Annotated in this window: 12 protein-coding genes; 7 read left to right on the forward strand and 5 right to left on the reverse strand. The window is 42.5% G+C overall.

Annotated features, from left to right (window positions below; genetic code table 11):
- Positions 1-224 precede the first annotated feature (224 nt).
- Complete coding sequence (locus R7041_RS19435) at positions 225-839, forward strand: hypothetical protein (protein ID WP_080996737.1); 615 nt, start codon at positions 225-227, stop codon at positions 837-839.
- Here the strand turns inward: R7041_RS19435 and R7041_RS19440 are convergent.
- A complete protein-coding gene (locus R7041_RS19440; protein WP_064369353.1) occupies positions 820-1,233 on the reverse strand; it encodes a helix-turn-helix domain-containing protein in 414 nt (137 codons plus the stop codon). The genes R7041_RS19435 and R7041_RS19440 overlap by 20 nt on opposite strands.
- A 95-nt stretch (positions 1,234-1,328) precedes the next feature.
- Here R7041_RS19440 and R7041_RS19445 point away from each other — a divergent pair, with 95 nt between their 5' ends.
- From R7041_RS19445 to R7041_RS19465, 5 genes are all read left to right on the forward strand, one after another.
- Complete coding sequence (locus tag R7041_RS19445) at positions 1,329-2,237, forward strand: aldo/keto reductase (RefSeq protein WP_005387688.1); 909 nt, start codon at positions 1,329-1,331, stop codon at positions 2,235-2,237.
- Positions 2,238-2,604: 367 nt separating this feature from the next.
- Entirely contained in the window at positions 2,605-3,609 is a 1,005-nt protein-coding gene (locus R7041_RS19450) for a response regulator (protein WP_005373466.1), read from the forward strand.
- Positions 3,609-4,046, forward strand: a complete 438-nt coding sequence (locus tag R7041_RS19455; protein WP_005373463.1) for a PAS domain-containing protein — start codon at positions 3,609-3,611, stop codon at positions 4,044-4,046. Before R7041_RS19450 ends, R7041_RS19455 begins: the two co-directional genes overlap by 1 nt.
- Before the next feature lie 86 nt (positions 4,047-4,132).
- The gene (locus R7041_RS19460; protein ID WP_064369352.1) at positions 4,133-5,674 is read left to right on the forward strand and encodes a bifunctional ADP-dependent NAD(P)H-hydrate dehydratase/NAD(P)H-hydrate epimerase; all 1,542 of its coding nucleotides are present in this window, start codon (positions 4,133-4,135) and stop codon (positions 5,672-5,674) included.
- Between the two features lie 435 nt (positions 5,675-6,109).
- Complete coding sequence (locus R7041_RS19465; RefSeq protein WP_005373458.1) at positions 6,110-7,153, forward strand: GMP reductase; 1,044 nt, start codon at positions 6,110-6,112, stop codon at positions 7,151-7,153.
- Between the two features lie 146 nt (positions 7,154-7,299).
- Here the strand turns inward: R7041_RS19465 and R7041_RS19470 are convergent, their stop codons facing one another.
- The 3 genes from R7041_RS19470 to R7041_RS19480 form a co-directional block, all read right to left on the reverse strand.
- Entirely contained in the window at positions 7,300-8,589 is a 1,290-nt protein-coding gene (locus R7041_RS19470) for a linear amide C-N hydrolase (RefSeq protein ID WP_064369351.1), read from the reverse strand.
- A 471-nt stretch (positions 8,590-9,060) separates the two neighbouring features.
- Entirely contained in the window at positions 9,061-9,387 is a 327-nt protein-coding gene (locus R7041_RS19475) for a hypothetical protein (RefSeq protein WP_064369350.1), read from the reverse strand.
- Positions 9,388-9,474: 87 nt separating this feature from the next.
- Positions 9,475-11,166 carry an FAD-binding oxidoreductase gene (locus R7041_RS19480; protein ID WP_005373452.1) on the reverse strand — a complete coding sequence of 564 codons (1,692 nt, stop codon included), beginning with the start codon at positions 11,164-11,166 and terminating at the stop codon, positions 9,475-9,477.
- Between the two features lie 283 nt (positions 11,167-11,449).
- Here R7041_RS19480 and R7041_RS19485 point away from each other — a divergent pair, with 283 nt between their 5' ends.
- Positions 11,450-11,923: a DUF1842 domain-containing protein gene (locus R7041_RS19485; RefSeq protein ID WP_005373450.1), complete on the forward strand. Its 474-nt coding sequence runs from the start codon at positions 11,450-11,452 to the stop codon at positions 11,921-11,923.
- Positions 11,924-12,057: 134 nt separating this feature from the next.
- Here R7041_RS19485 and R7041_RS19490 read toward each other — a convergent pair whose 3' ends face one another.
- Complete coding sequence (locus tag R7041_RS19490; protein ID WP_017819913.1) at positions 12,058-15,231, reverse strand: AAA family ATPase; 3,174 nt, start codon at positions 15,229-15,231, stop codon at positions 12,058-12,060.
- Positions 15,232-15,828 lie beyond the last annotated feature (597 nt).

Below are 15,828 nucleotides of genomic sequence, written 5' to 3' on the forward strand. Positions count from 1 at the left end.
GTTTTACACACAATTTGGATGGATTCAAACCCTACGGTAAGTCCTCGTTTTATGTTCGGGATGCATCAATAGACATCGCCGATTCGCACACTCACGATTGAGTAACGAGGTAGAGGCGCACGAAAATGTGCGCCTTCTTAATTTCTGCGTTATAACTTTCATCACCATAACTTTCATCGCCACCTGCCACTATTTTTCTCTTGAACATTTTCTTGCAGTTAGTAATGTCTTGGTTCGATGTCAACCAACTAGAGCAGTGCATGCGCTTTTATCTTCGACTCTTACTTTCTTTATGTTGTTGTTCGGTAACGTTTCCGGCACTTTCAACGCCGAGCTGGTGGCAAGACACGTTGTCAGCAATGCCATATTCCAATTTAAAAGAACGTATAGAAAAAAGTGGAAGCTGGTATGGTTGCGAAGTGCAGTTGCGAGACAACTCAACGTTTATCAACGCATTTTGTTTGGATGATTTTTCGTACTACCAGCAGCACTTGTATGGTGAAGTGATTTTGAGAAGAGAAAGTGCTCAGTTCTCGTTTCTTACTGAATACGAGTGGCAGCGTCTGAATGACTTACTTCTCAACTTAAGAAAGGATGGGTTAGTTTTACGCAGAGTCACTATCGGAAAAGAGCAATATGATGTCGTTGAAGCTCTGGAAAAGAAATCTTCCGAGCTTGTCGATAAAGAAGTTATTTTGTTGATGAACCGCTATCCACAAGAAACGATTCGAAGTTTGCTTTGGGTAAAACCGGACGAGTTTCTGACGCCATCACCGTCCTTAAATGTGCACTTGCGCAGTGATGGCGAAATTATCGAGGTCAAAGTGACTCGTTTTTAGATTCTTTATGGAGAGATAGGAAGGTCGCCATTGCTGATTCATCCAAAAAACCATCCGATTTTTTGTGAGCGCGCAGGTATTGATATCCTGCAATTAGCTTGCGGTGTAGCTCTTCTGCATCGTCTGACAACGGCTGATTCATAACGTGTTGAAAGGTAAGTTTGTACGCATCCATATCCACGACTTCAGCACGGCGATATAAATAACCGCATCCCGTTGCTAACCATTCGAGAGAGCAATTGGCGCGCATTGCAATTTGATTTGCTTTAGTTAGGCTAGGTTCACTGCCTTTAAGGTATTTGCGTATTAAAGCTTCAGACACATCGACGCGTCGAGCGAACCCGCTGATGCTTTCTTCTCCGATCAGGGTGGCTAGGCGTTGGGCAAAAGACATATTTCGTACTCCAGTTCGAATTGCGAAAGTTTACCCGTTGAGCCGGTACGAAAACAAGACTACGATGAATGCAGATCAATTGAAGGAGAAAACCCATGGTTGCAAAAGTAGTAACTGCACCAAAAGGCCCAGAGTTCTCAGAGCTGGTTCAAGGATATTGGCGTGCAGTTGAGTGGGGAATGACGGCTCAAGAGCGTTTGTCATTTCTTAAGCAACACATTGAGTTAGGCATTACGACGGTCGATCACGCCGACATCTACGGTAATTACGAGTGTGAGGCGTTGTTTGGTGAAGCGTTAGCTTTAGACAAGAGTGTTCGTGAGCAAATTCAGATCGTGACGAAATGCGACATCAATTTGTGTGGCGATAAAACGCCAGAGCGTAAGATCAATCACTACGACACGAGCTCAGCACATATCTACCAATCGGTGAATAACTCGCTAGAACGTTTGAATGTGGATGAAATCGACGTACTTTTAATTCATCGTCCTGACGTGTTAATGGATGCGGACGAGGTTGCAGAAGCATTTTCTGAGCTTCATAAAGTCGGCAAAGTGAAGCACTTTGGCGTGTCTAACTTCACTCCACGCCAGTTTGAACTGCTGCAATCTCGCCTAGGTAAGCCGTTGGTTACTAACCAAGTGGAAATCAACCCACTTAACTTTGAGGTTGCTCACGATGGAACGCTTGATCAAATGCAAATGTTGCGCACGCGACCAATGGCTTGGTCTTGCCTCGGTGGTGGTTCAATTTTTAGTGGTGACAGTGAGCAAGCTGTTCGTGTCCGTAACGAATTAGAAGCAATTCGTGAAGAAGTGGGCGCAGCGAGTATTGACCAAGTAATTTATGCCTGGGTACGTCGTTTGCCATCTAACCCTATTCCAATCATTGGCTCTGGTAAAATCGAGCGTGTGCAAACTGCAGTTAATGCATTGAACATCGAACTTACTCGAGAGCAATGGTATCGCGTATGGGTGGCTTCTAAAGGTCATGGTGTGCCATAGAATTGATATCTTATCGATGAAATTGTTATTAAAGGCATCCTCTAGCAGGGTGCCTTTTTAGTTTTAGCGCGTTACTGTTTACCCATTATGGAAATGGAAAGAATGAAATTCGAGCAAAAATGGGCTTTGGATGTTAGCTGCAACTTTTTGCTTACTTTTGGTGGAGGAGTTTTACCCATGTTTGTTTTATGTCACTAAACAGCGAATGTGATGCTTGCTTTTTAGTCATTTTGTTCACTCATTCATTCATATTGCGTATGCTTATTGAATAATAAAGAAATAAAAAACTCGTCAGTTTTCTCGTATTACATGCTGTAACAATCTGTTAGACTCCGGCGCAGATTGTGGAATATAAAAAGGTGATTGAATGTCTTTTCCCGTACTCATCTGTGATGATTCAGCGTTAGCACGCAAACAGATGGCGAGATCACTACCAGCCACATTGAATGCCGATATTACGTTTGCTATCCACGGAAAAAACGCGCTAGAAGAACTCGAAAAAAACGAGTTTAAATTGATGTTTCTTGATTTGACCATGCCAGAAATGGATGGCTTTGAAACACTAGAGCACATGCAACGGTTGGGGGATAAAACTCCGGTGGTTGTGGTGTCGGGGGATATCCAACCTAAAGCGAAAGAGCGCGTGTTCGCACTGGGTGCAAAAGCGTTTATTCAAAAACCGATCGCCAAAGATGAACTCAAGAAGGCGCTTAAAGAGTTGGTCGAGCCAGAACCTCGTCCTCAAATTATCACGCCGGTCTCTATTGAGTTACCGATTTTACGTCGTCGCGATATTTACATGGAAGTGGCTAACGTTTCAATTGGTCGAGCAGCCGATGCGTTGGCGCGTCACTTTGACGTGTTTGTGCAACTACCTCTGCCGAACGTCAATATCTTTGAAGTGAGCGAACTTCACATGGCGCTACGCGACTTGGCGTCGCATGACAACGTATCGGGCGTTTGTCAGGGATTTTGTGGCGAAGGTATTGCTGGCGAAGCGCTAGTGATTTTGAGTGATTCAAGCGTATCTGATCTCAAAAAGTTGATGAAAGTACCAGCAGACAGCGAAGAGCTAGAAGAGCTTGAGCTGCTAATGGATATTTCTAATATTTTGGTGGGGTCGTTCTTAAATGGTTTAGGCGAGCAGTCTGAAGTCCGATTCTTCCAAAGTCCACCAGTACTCCTTGGTCAGCATATCTCAATTGACTCGATCATTGAATCTACAACTGGAGCATTCAGCCGCACGATGACATTCGAAGTGAGCTACAACATTGAAGGAACGTCGATTCGTTGTGACTTGTTGTTTATGTTTGTGGATGAATCCTTGCCGCTGCTTGATAACAAACTGTCTTATCTAATGGAGGAGTTCTAATGTTGAATATGCCAGCAGAGTTTGAACAATTCCATTGGATGGTGGATATGGTACAAAACGTTGACATGGGCTTAGTGGTCATTGATCGAGATTACAATGTACAGGTCTGGAATGGGTTTATGACTCATCACAGTGGTTTGCAGTCTCATGATGCGATAGGTCGTTCTATATTTGATATCTTCCCTGAAATCCCACAGGAGTGGTTTAAATTAAAAACAAAACCAGTGTATGACCTAGGCTGTCGCAGCTTCATCACATGGCGACAACGACCTTACTTATTCTGCTGTCGCAATGTTCGACCAGTTACGCAGCAAGCGGAGTTTATGTACCAGAATGTTACGTTGAACCCAATGCGCACACCGACTGGAAAAATCAACTCGTTGTTTTTGTCTATACAAGACGCGACGGCTGAAGCTCTGATGTCTCAGAATCAATAGCGATAAAAAACTTTCTCAAAAGCCAAGGTCCGCCTTGGCTTTTTTGTATACTTATAATTGTGTTTCCCAATGCGTAGAACGTGAATATGGACTTTAATCTCGCTCTAAAACTCTACACCGCAGAGCAAGTAAAAAACGGTGAAACGCTGGCTGCGCAAATGGCTGGTGTTTCTATGTATAGCTTAATGCAACGCGCTGGTATGGCCGTGTATGAGCGCTTTTTACATCTGTATCCTAAATCAAAAAATATCTTAGTGATTTGCGGTAAAGGGAATAACGGTGGCGATGGTTACGTATTTGCATCTCTTGCGAAACAAGCTCAACTCAATGTACATGTTTTCCAAATTGGTGATGTATCTGTGCTAAAAGGTGATGCTTTGCGCGCATACCAAGACTGGCAGTCAATCGACGGTGTTAACAATGATTGGGATGAATGGAATACCGCATTGCTAGAAGCAGATGTGATCATCGATGCCATGTTAGGCACTGGTTTAAGCGGTGAGGTTCGTTCGGAGTATCGTCGCTATATTGACCAAATTAATCAAATTCATACCCCTGTGATTGCAGTCGACGTTCCTTCTGGTCTGTGTGCTAATACAGGTGCAGTTTTAGGTGATGCTATTCGTGCCGAGCATACTGTAACCTTCATTGGGGTTAAGCAAGGCTTATGCACTGGACAAGCGAGAGATCGAGTTGGCGAGCTCTACTTTTGTGGTTTAGGCGTCAATACTAAGTTTGATACTATCGAAGTAGAAAGTGCATTAGGTATTGATCATCAGGTTGTTTCAAGATTAATGCCCAAGCCAAATCCAACGGTCCATAAAGGTGACAACGGGAAGTTGCTTTGTGTTGGTGGCAATCAAGGGATGTCTGGAGCGATTCGTTTATGTTCCTCCGCTGCGATTAGAGCCGGAGCGGGTTTAACTGCCGCAATTACTCACACGAGTAGCCTTATTCCACTGCAGGTTGGTTGCCCAGAAGTAATGAGCCAGAGCATCACCGCTGACTTACTCAGGGATACTGAGAACGACTTAACTAAACGCATTCGCTGGGCTGACGTATTCGTGTTTGGTCCTGGCTTTGGAGATGATGAGTGGGCTTATCAAGCCTATCAATATCTGGCTCAAGAGCAGAAACCTAAAGTTGTTGATGCTGATGGCCTCAATATTCTAGCGATGCTGAGCCAGCGATGCGATGGCACTCTGGTGTGCGACAACCATCGAGTGATCACGCCGCATCCTGGAGAGGCAGCTCGACTACTAAATGTAACCATTCAACAAATAGAAAGTGACCGATACTCTGCTGCAAGACAACTACAAGAGCGTTATGGCGGTGTAGTGGTTTTAAAAGGCGCGGGGACGCTTGTTTACGATGGAACGAGAATGTACGTCTGTCTAGCGGGTAACGCCGGAATGGCGACGGGGGGAATGGGAGATGTGTTATCTGGAGTCATTGGTGCATTACTAGCCAAAGGTTTACCAATTTCTGTTGCCGCACGTTTAGGTGTGGTACTTCACAGTCATGCTGCCGATATAAACGTGAGTCAGCATGGTCAAATTGGTCTTTTGGCAAGTGATGTCGTTAGCACTCTTCGTACCGCTATCACCCAAGAGCTCTATCGAGTTTAATTAGATTTCATGCATTGCTGAGAAAATTCGTCGATTTTTTTGAGTACTTTTTTCGAATTAGCAGGGCATCTTAGTATTAGGTGATTGAGTTTTAGGCAGATTTGAGAGGTGATGCGTTTTCATTTTAAAGGGATGACGCAAAGGTTTGCGCAAGAGGTTAACTTAAACGTTTTCTTAAGTTGTTGATAATTATAAATAATGAGAAAAAATAACGACTTGAGGAGTGTTTTTGATATGCGATTATCAAGATGGTATCACAAAAAAAATTCAAATATCAGACTTGTAGGAAATAAATCACAGCCTATAATGCTGAAAACCGGAGCGTCTGCCAACGCTCCGGTTTTTTTGTGTCCGAAGAACAGTGAACTCGTCTGCCAACGAAATCACTACGCACTCTGAGATGACACATATACATATGAATCAAGGAATTACACAATGCGTATCGAACAAGAACTTAAGTTAGGTTTTAAAGATGTACTGTTTCGCCCGAAACGTTCTACCCTTAAGAGCCGTTCTCAAGTAAATTTAACCCGCGATTTTACATTCAAGCATAGTGGTCGTCAATGGTCTGGTGTGCCAGTAATCGCAGCAAACATGGATTCGGTTGGTAGCTTTGCAATGGCTAAAGCCCTGGCTGAGCATGGTGTAATGACCGCTGTTCACAAACATTACACGGTAGAAGATTGGGCTGAGTTTGCTAAATCAGCAGATAAAGTAACCATGAATAACGTTATGGTGTCTACTGGGACATCTGACGCAGACTTCCAAAAAACCAAAGACATCATGGCACTTTCAGATGAATTTATTTTCATTTGTATCGACATTGCAAATGGTTACTCAGAGCATTTGGTCGAGTATGTTGAACGCGTGCGAGCTGAGTTCCCAGACAAGGTCATTTCTGCAGGCAACGTGGTTACTGGTGATATGTGTGAAGAGCTAATCCTAGCTGGTGCAGACATCGTTAAAGTGGGTATCGGCCCAGGCTCTGTATGTACAACTCGTGTAAAAACGGGTGTTGGTTACCCGCAGCTTTCTGCAATCATCGAGTGTGGTGATGCAGCGCACGGCCTTGGTGGCATGATCGTCGGTGACGGTGGCTGTTCTTGTGCGGGTGACGTAGCGAAAGCATTCGGTGGTGGCGCGGACTTCGTAATGCTAGGTGGGATGCTAGCGGGTCACGAAGAGTCAGGCGGCGAAGTGATCGAGAAAGACGGCGAGAAGTTCATGAAATTCTATGGCATGTCGTCGAAGAGCGCGATGGATAAGCACTCAGGTGGTGTCGCTGGCTACCGTGCGGCTGAAGGTAAAACCGTATTATTGCCATACCGTGGTAGCGTTCACGGCACTATTCAAGACATCCTTGGAGGCGTTCGCTCAACATGTACATACGTAGGTGCAGCAAAGCTTAAAGAGCTAACCAAGCGTACTACATTCATCCGCGTTCAAGAACAAGAGAACAACGTGTTCGGTAAAGAGTAAATCGACTGAATGTAACAAGTGTAAAAGCAACCATACGTTATATCTATAGCAGATAAAACTATACTATATGCAGCTATGAGCCAGAGTGAGATTGATTTCTTACTCTGGCTTTTTGCTTCTCATTTGTTTGCGCTTCAAAATTAACTCTAAGCGATTTTAATAGTTGGTCGAGATTCGACTTGTTCAAACGGTAATGATGTTGTAACTGGCATGAGCTGTAAAACGCTTGAAATCTGACAGTCTCTATTTAACCCAATATAGTCTTTGACATTAGCGACTCGCCAAGTCATGTCTCCGTAAGTACGCAGATAGAACGCGGGTGATTGATGACTGTTATGTCTAATAACGCTCCATTGGGTAATATCACTAAAAAAGACTTCAGGGTTATCGGATGTCTCAAACTCATTCGCCATGATGCCCAAAGGTATATCAACGCGATTAAGTAGCTTTTGTCCGAGTGAGAAGGCTTCGTCGAAGTTAGTTGGTTGTTCGCTTAACTGCTTAATTGCATAGGTTTGTACAAATCGAGACGGCGGTGTTGGGTCGGCGGGTAGACCCATCAAGCCAGCGCCATTGATTGATTGAAGTGGGCCAGGCACTTGGACATGACGTTGCATGGTTGCTTCATTGTTCGGTTCTGGGTTGTAGTTGCGCAAATTGGAAAAATAAGAGAGGTGATTGACATGCCAATGGTAATTTGGGCAGTTAGTCATTACTCCAACGTAGGAGTGGTCCACAACCACTTTATAATCATCAAAGTCGTATTCGGCACATTGATAGCGTGCTTGCTGATTTTCCTCTTTGCTGAACATATCGCTTTCTTTGAATGCTCGATAGATATGCATATTACCGTTAAGAAACTCAATGACGGCACTGTCATTATTTGCATCGTGAATCACGAAATGCTGGTCCAAAGCCATGTTGTCACTCTCTGTTTCACCAGTTGAAATAGTCGAGTTAAACACGTAAACGGGGTGGGTGGTGAAGTAGGTCACCATCTCGTCCACAGTATTAAACGTAGACAAGATAAAAGTACCAAACAGGCCGCTGCCTAATGCAAAGGCATCATCAGGGATGTGAGAGGTCGATACATTTTGATTGAGAATGGGCAAGTACAGTGACCCAACAGAAAGGCCAGATTCATTAATGCCATCAGCTGTTAAAAGAGGGTTATTATACCGGGTAATGGCATTGCAGTGTATGAAGCTCAACTCTCCCTGCCAATTTGCTCGAAACTCACATTCTTTACTGTGACGTTTTGGCGGCTGACCATTGAAAACACGGTCGGCTTTTCCGTCGGAAGTAAAGGTCGTAATTTGGTAAGTTTGTTGGGCTCTAAACCAAATCTCGGTCTGAAGGTTAACTGCAAACTCCATGGTTCTAGCGGATAAGGTTTGGTTGTTGCAACCATAATTGATATTAACATCTGTACACATAGCCATGCTTTCCGTTGTTTATCTTGAATGATGAATATCCAAGAAACCCTCTGAATCAAATGCTTAGAGATTACGTGGATATAGATGAATTGCGCTTTAGTAATGGTTTTAGCCATTGAGATAAGCGCATGCTATTAAGTTAAGCATTCAATCAAAAAACGTCAGTAGCAGTTTAGTATCAGTTGATAGAGTTAAAATAAAAAGTGATGTATTAAGTAAAACTCTTTGATCTTAGAAATTAATAATATATTTATTTTTTCAATCTTGGTTACTCTAGATTTAAAGTTTATTTTAAAAGTGATTTGTATTTATTCGATTATCTTGCAGTGGTGATATAAAGTGAGAACATAAAGTTAACAATTTCAGATTGTGATTGAAAATGGGGAGAGTCTTCAATCCAAATACCGAGAAATGAAACTGCCCGAGAAGTTGTGCAACTGTCTCGGGCGAAGTGATGAATCAGGTGAGCAGCTATAAAGTTTTCTCACAAGAACCGCTAAGTGGTGGAGATATTTTTAAATTATCATTAAAGATTTCTGCAACGACGGGGCCTTTATTTTCATCTTTTGCATAGTATGCACAGGACTTGTCCCCAGTATAGGTTTTACCTGCCTTTTTGAAACTGTAATACCAGGAGTCATGGGTAGCGGCACCGGATTCAAAACTAGCAGATTCAGATTGTTCGCCAATATTCAAGTCGAAATGAACCTCCATTTCCGGAGAGTCTTTAAATCTCACATATCCGGTGATTTTATCGTTGGAGTTATTTTTAACGTAAAATGACCCCTTAGTTGTCATAATTTTTCCTCTTTTTTAATTTCTATACGTGATAGAACGGCCAAATGACGTTCTGTTAATATATGCTTTTTAAGATGCATATTGATGTTAAATGATGGTCTTATTAGTTCTAAGGTGATTAAACTTATCCTTAGCATATTTTTCTTTTATACCGATTAAGTCGCGGTAGCTTCGATCAAAATAAACGCTTGTCGGAATTGCCGGATCTTTAAAGCTGATGAAGGCACCATAGGTTCCCGGTATATCAGCTTCTCTGGCTTTATCAATCCAGTCCATGGCTCTGTTTACATCAACAAGTACTGGGTTATTTTGTAGTTCTAGTTTTTGCTTTATCTCTTCATTCCACCAGGTTTGGTATTGGACTGTATATTGACACTGGCGGTAGGGGAAAGATATGTCTTCAAGGTCGTCTGAGTGATGATAAAAACCGCCAGTGATCGCCCCTAAGGTTACGTAACTAAATAGCCCTTGATCGCGGTTTTCTGGCTTTATCAAAGGTGAAGTTAAGCTTTGCAAAAGTGCAGTATAGCCTTCTGGTTTAAGACCTCGCTCTGACACCAATCGCGAAGTGATTTTGTGAGGTGCTGGGGCGTCATAATCGGGAGGGAAAGGAGAACCGTTTTGACACAAAGAATCGCGCCCCCATGTGCTCATCAGGGAGTGATCGTATTTCTTCCCGTCAAAGTCAGTGCCATGTGCTTCATAGACTTGAACTAAATCAGGGAAGCAAGCGCCAAATTGAACGGCTATAAATTGGTGAAGATCTTGTTCTGTTCCTTCCCAGTAGCCATACATGGTGCAGTGATGGCTGATGGTTTCAATATCACAGTGGTTAGATGATTCAGGCAGAGCATCAATTTGCAAGTTGGTGCCAAGAAGTTTAGGCGTATCGAGGCTTTTTATAGCCTGCTCCCAATTTTTTAGCACATCTATGGTAGGGTGCGTTGGTATTGGCTGAAGCATACCGTTGATTTTTGGATAGAGGTTCCACTGAAGCTCGAAGCGGTGGATCTCTTTGGGTAAAGGGAATGTTTTTACGCGTAGCTCGGTAACAATGCCATAGCTCATGCCTCCGCCGCCTCTTAGTGCCCAAAATAGGTGAGGGTTGGACTCTGCTGAGACTTCTGTGATCGTACCATCACCCAATACCACGGTTGCACTCACTAGGTGCTCACAACACATGCCGTATTTTCGCGTCCAAGGGCCCCATCCTCCGCCTTGAATATAGCCAGTCAACCCAACTGTGGCACAGGTTCCATGTGCAATCATTCGATCATGCTCTGCAAGTTTTGGTGTCAGTTGATAGAAGCGATAGCCAGCACCAATGGTGGCAATATTGTCACACAATTGGAAGGTCTTAATTCTGCTCACGTCAATCAAAATGACGTTGTCACCACTGCATTCACCTGCGTGATCATGCCCTCCTGAGCGAACACGAATCGGGAGATTGAATTGAGTTGCTGTTAGATAGGCTTGCTGAACTTCTTGCGTACTTTCGCACATGACAATGACAAAGGGTTGGTGTTGATAGCGAGTATTGAAGATGAGTGACTCGACTTGATATTGGTTCAAACCGGGAACCGGTGAAACCGTGTTTTCAAGAGGTGTCAGTAATCGTTCTTTAGGAAAACCGCACTTATCCATTTTCTGAATAAACAGTTTGGCATTATTGACTGAGATTGAGTACGCGCTAAGTACAGCGAGGCGTTGTATTTGAGGGTTAGGGTGCTGTTCTACCACTTGGTTTTCTTTAGTTCCCTGCATCCATTCATGTTCCATTATTTTTTCCATTTGGCTTATGTATTGAATAGTTGTTCAAATATTAAACCAAATGCATACATTCACCATATCAGTTTGGTATCAGTTGTTCTGTACAAATCGCCAAAAGCATCAGCGAGAGAGCAACAATATCTGGTTGATGAAAAGAACGATCGGCATCTGCGTGACCGTGGATAATTTATGTGGTCAAGTAGATCTGAGCCTAAATTGATACTGAACCAGAATGACGTGTTATCTACATTGAATGGGTCACTAACGACAATAAATTCAGTTGGAGAACACAATGAAAATGGACTCAAAAGAATCACAAGCAATTTTTACTGCTCATTATCAAATTGGTAACGGCTTACCTGGAGGAGTGAGCTTCGATGTTAATCTACTCGTGGCCAGCGAAGACAAATCAATAGTGGGTAAAGGACATATCTTTCAGGCAGTTAACCCACCGTTAAATGTGGTGTCTGATCTCAATGGTAGTTTCAACTATCAATGCACGATGCGTGATTGTCATATCATGGTGACGTTGCAGGGCTACCAGCCTTATCTAGGCATTGCTCCTTTAGGAGCTGATCTTCATAACGTAACGCTCAACCTCCTACTTAATGATGATTGGAAGTCAGGCGTGGCATTCTATCGATATAAAAATAGTTCAGGTAAATGGATTGAAGCAGCAAATCAACGCGTTACTCTACTTTTGCCTGAGCATGTTCCTAGCATCGAGAACTTTAAGGTGGAGCAAAATGATCTTGCGCCAGCATAAATCTCATCAGCGATGACACTGTGCCAAAACACAGATATTCGATGGTTTCGAATATCTGTGTTTGACGAGGTAAATCGAGTAAACACGATGACTTGACGGTGCAATTAATCGACTTTCTTCGTTTATTGAATATTTCATGGTTGAGTAGATGTGGAGAGCCAATGGTCGAGCTCATCAACACTTATTTGAGCCTGATTCAGTTGATGCTTACGCGCGGCCTGATTGAAGTTTAACAACTCAGAGACGGAGCTGGACTGGTCGAGTAAGGCAAGCATCAGATTCGCTTGTTCAATATAAAAATCACCCCATGGATGCGGATCTTCTTGGGTGAAGTTAGACAGCTTATCGCGATATTTTCGAAGTAGCGTAGGCTGCTTATACTGCCACGCTACTTGGATTCCTTGTTGGTAAAAGCGTAAATAGTTATGACCAACACAGGTAGATTCTAGCCAAGCCTCACCAGTGCGCAAAGCGGAGAGGGCCGTTGATTCATCGCCACAAATAAGTGCCTTGGTAGATACGAGCCAAGGACCAATAAAATTGTGTAGCTTATTGATATGAACAAGATCTAGAGCCGTGTCGATGTCCGAAAGGGCTTTCTCCTCTTTTCCCTGATACCAGTGCAATCTTGCACTGGACTCCAAAAGAAAAGCGACAAATCGATGAGCATTAAGCTGTTTTGAAAGTTGTAGAGCGGTCGAGATTTCGTTTTCAGCTTGCACCAAGACATTACGGTCGAGAAAGATCCATGCAGCCGTAAGCCTAGAAACAATTTCTGCTCGGCGGTTTGCCGTGAGATAGGCAAGATTCGAGGCATGCTGAGCCTGTTTTAGTGCTTCGTCAGATTGCAGTTGATAGATCATCACTGTTGCCAGCATGTAGCGATTAGCAGTTTCAATCGAAAGCAACTGATGCTCTTCACACAGTTGCAAACACTCGGTTAAGTGCTCGTATGAGCGAGCCATTTTTCCTTGTGCGTAGGCACAATCACCGAGGCCGCCAAGCGATTTTGCTTTCGCGCGAAAACAGTTTGCTCGTTGACTGTAATCTAATGCAAGTAAATGTTCTTTCTCACATTCGTCTAGCTGCCCAGTGGGGAACAGCATATTACCTCTCATCGAGTGAATTTCACACAAAGATTTATTTAACGTCAGCTTTTCGCACAGGGCTTGGGCTTGGTCTAAAATCGACATCGCTTGTACAAAGTTGTCGGTTAAACGGTAGGGGTTAATGAGGTCTAAATAGTATTGAACACGTTCAGAATCATTTTCTGTGTGATGAATCGCTTGCTCAAGAACCTCAATACTCTCTTTGATGCGTCCCATCGAATACAGGCAGTTTCCTTTCATATTTAGTGCATACGCCATCTGTGCTTTAGGTGACTCTTTAATAGCGTATTCAATAAGAGTCAGTGCTTTTTCAAATTGATAATTGCTCAGGTAATGTTTGGCGGTCTGGTCAAGAACAGTAAATACACCTTCGCCCTTGGCATGATTGATATGGACTGCATATAAGAACCGATCTCGGTTCTCATACCATTTTGCGCAGGCCATGTGTATTTTTGAACACTGTGACTTGTCTATTTGACGGAAAACAGCATTACAAATCAAATCATGATGGAAAAGGTATTGATCGCCATTGAGTTTTACTAAGCCAGCGTCGACTAACTTATCTGGTACGTAGCCGGGAATTCGAGTGATTTCACGCAGTTGCTCCAGTTGAAAGTACTGCCCCAACACAGATGCAGTACAGAGTGCTTGGCGATCTTGGGCTGGAAGTTGAGCTAATTGTATCGAAACTAAATGTTCCAATGACTCCGGAACGTCTTTATCAAACTGAGAACAAAGTAGTGTTTGGCGTAAGTATAGAGGATGGCCTTTCGCAAGCTTTATACAGTCATTGATATGTTTATTCTGTTGGCATGTGATTGAGCAAGCTAACTCGTAAGACTCTTCAGATGATAACTCCCTAAGTTCGATTAGATTCACGTTGGCAAACCAAGATTGTTTGGAACTAAGTCGTTTTTGCTGCCTAAACGTCAGAAAGAGTAAAATATTGGTGTTTGTAATATAAGGTAGCAGTGTCTCAAGAAATGCCAACATTACCTCGTCGGCCCAATGGACATCTTCAACAATAATCAAATGCGGTTTGCTGGTCTGCCGTTGTTGAATTAAGAAAGGGATAGATTGCTCTATCGTTTGTTTCAGCGTTTGGAACTCCATTAAGTTCAGCAGCTGTTTTTCTGATTCGTTGAGTGTTACCCCCATTAACCAATAAAGGCAGAGATGGAAAGAAGAGGGAATTGATGACTCGACAGTCTGCTGACGAATAGAATCATCGGTATCTTCACGAGTAAATGAACAAATTGCCCGAGTGAATATATTTTGAGGGGACAAGAGATCAGCACTGCCATGATTCAGGATTTGAATCTCTGTGGTTAAACACGAAGAACGACTCAAAGACGAAATGACCTGGTTGAGTAGGCTGGTCTTTCCTATCCCTGCGGTACCAGTAATACAATACGTTTGGCCTGCTTCTTGTTTTTGCCATCGCTTGATTCCGCTATTCAATGTTTCTAGTTCAAGTTTACGCCCTACGAAACAGTCAGTATGGTTTTGGTGCAAGGATACAAAATGCCAGTTGTTGAAGTCTGGCTCTCCTGTTAGAAAAGGTTTTATTGGTCTGGCACAATTGGACGAGATAAAGCAAGGACAAGCAGCTATTTCTCCCCAAGGGATTTTAACTAGGATTTCATTGATTGGGGTTATCGCATTCGGATGTTCCGATAGCTCAGTGATTCGATGCATGTATTTCACATTGATAAAAGACCGAATCGAAGCCGAAAGAGCAACCTTTAATTGAAGGGCTAGTTGTCGAATTCGCTCAAAAATATATTCGTCCGATTCCTGTAAAGACCAAGTAAGAACAAACGTTCGGTTTTGTATTATGGGTGTAGTGTTTTGGCTGAGAAGTAAGGTTTGCAGAGCCTTTGCGGTCAAATCACACTTTGCTTCGATTGCAAAAATAAAAAAATATGGTGGTGATGAAGATACATTTGTAAATAATGGTTCTGAGGCCCGATCTATTAAAAGGTCCTCTACGGGGACAGAAAAGTATTCCGCGAGATTGGATGCGGTACGATACAGCACATTCGCCCCAGACTCTGCTCGCTTTATAGAAGCAATAGATACGACAAAACCCTGTTGAAAGCATTCTTCCGCCAGTTTTTCTTGGCTCAGTCCTAATTTCTTTCTCAGTTCTTTGAGTCGTAATACGTTGAGTGGAATTCTTCCATCCCTATTTGCCATATTTCACTCCGTTGTAACGTATAGCTTTTCCCAGTAAACCTGAATCGATTGGATATGTTGAGTGAATAAATTTATCTTATTTCACCACATATATAATACTAGTAGTTAAAATGTTATATACGAAAATGAAATGGGCATTTTAATCTTCAAACCACCTTAATTCATTGTTATATTAGTGGTGTTTTTTTATTAATAATTTTGATATTTATTTTTGTGAGTTCATGTTTTTCTTAATAAGTTTTTTGAAATATCTTTAAACTTATATCTTTTAAAAGATTGCACACCTTAAACTTATATTGGACTTCATTAAACTTTAAAAATTAAATTCTTTAATTTTAGAGATATAAATTGACAATCTTATTTTTAGTGTTTTTTTTTGATCTCTATTCTGGCTAACTGATTTTTTCTAGTCTATAAATCAAATATCGGCAATTTCAAAATAACTGCCGAAAAAATTATTTTAATTTCAATATTATAAATAGTTGGCTTTATACTATGGGTATTGGCTTTTTCTGCCTGTGGCTTTGTTGCGTAATTCGATGGAACTAAATCAAGAAGCTACGATCTGAGCGGTTACGCCCATCAATCGTCGTAGCC

Origin of the sequence: Vibrio sp. 1751, assembly GCF_033339895.1 — a bacterium.
GTDB classification, from domain to species: Bacteria; Pseudomonadota; Gammaproteobacteria; order Enterobacterales; family Vibrionaceae; genus Vibrio; species Vibrio alginolyticus.

Excerpts from the sequence above, each read along its gene's own strand:
- R7041_RS19480 (WP_005373452.1), bottom strand. The coding sequence starts at position 11,166 with ATGGAACATGAATGGATGCAGGGAACTAAAGAAAACCAAGTGGTAGAA.
- R7041_RS19465 (WP_005373458.1), top strand. The coding sequence starts at position 6,110 with ATGCGTATCGAACAAGAACTTAAGTTAGGTTTTAAAGATGTACTGTTT.
- R7041_RS19490 (WP_017819913.1), bottom strand. The coding sequence starts at position 15,231 with ATGGCAAATAGGGATGGAAGAATTCCACTCAACGTATTACGACTCAAA.
- R7041_RS19435 (WP_080996737.1), top strand. The coding sequence starts at position 225 with ATGTCTTGGTTCGATGTCAACCAACTAGAGCAGTGCATGCGCTTTTAT.
- R7041_RS19450 (WP_005373466.1), top strand. The coding sequence starts at position 2,605 with ATGTCTTTTCCCGTACTCATCTGTGATGATTCAGCGTTAGCACGCAAA.
- R7041_RS19460 (WP_064369352.1), top strand. The coding sequence starts at position 4,133 with ATGGACTTTAATCTCGCTCTAAAACTCTACACCGCAGAGCAAGTAAAA.
- R7041_RS19440 (WP_064369353.1), bottom strand. The coding sequence starts at position 1,233 with ATGTCTTTTGCCCAACGCCTAGCCACCCTGATCGGAGAAGAAAGCATC.
- R7041_RS19485 (WP_005373450.1), top strand. The coding sequence starts at position 11,450 with ATGAAAATGGACTCAAAAGAATCACAAGCAATTTTTACTGCTCATTAT.
- R7041_RS19470 (WP_064369351.1), bottom strand. The coding sequence starts at position 8,589 with ATGTGTACAGATGTTAATATCAATTATGGTTGCAACAACCAAACCTTA.
- R7041_RS19445 (WP_005387688.1), top strand. The coding sequence starts at position 1,329 with ATGGTTGCAAAAGTAGTAACTGCACCAAAAGGCCCAGAGTTCTCAGAG.
- R7041_RS19475 (WP_064369350.1), bottom strand. The coding sequence starts at position 9,387 with ATGACAACTAAGGGGTCATTTTACGTTAAAAATAACTCCAACGATAAA.
- R7041_RS19455 (WP_005373463.1), top strand. The coding sequence starts at position 3,609 with ATGTTGAATATGCCAGCAGAGTTTGAACAATTCCATTGGATGGTGGAT.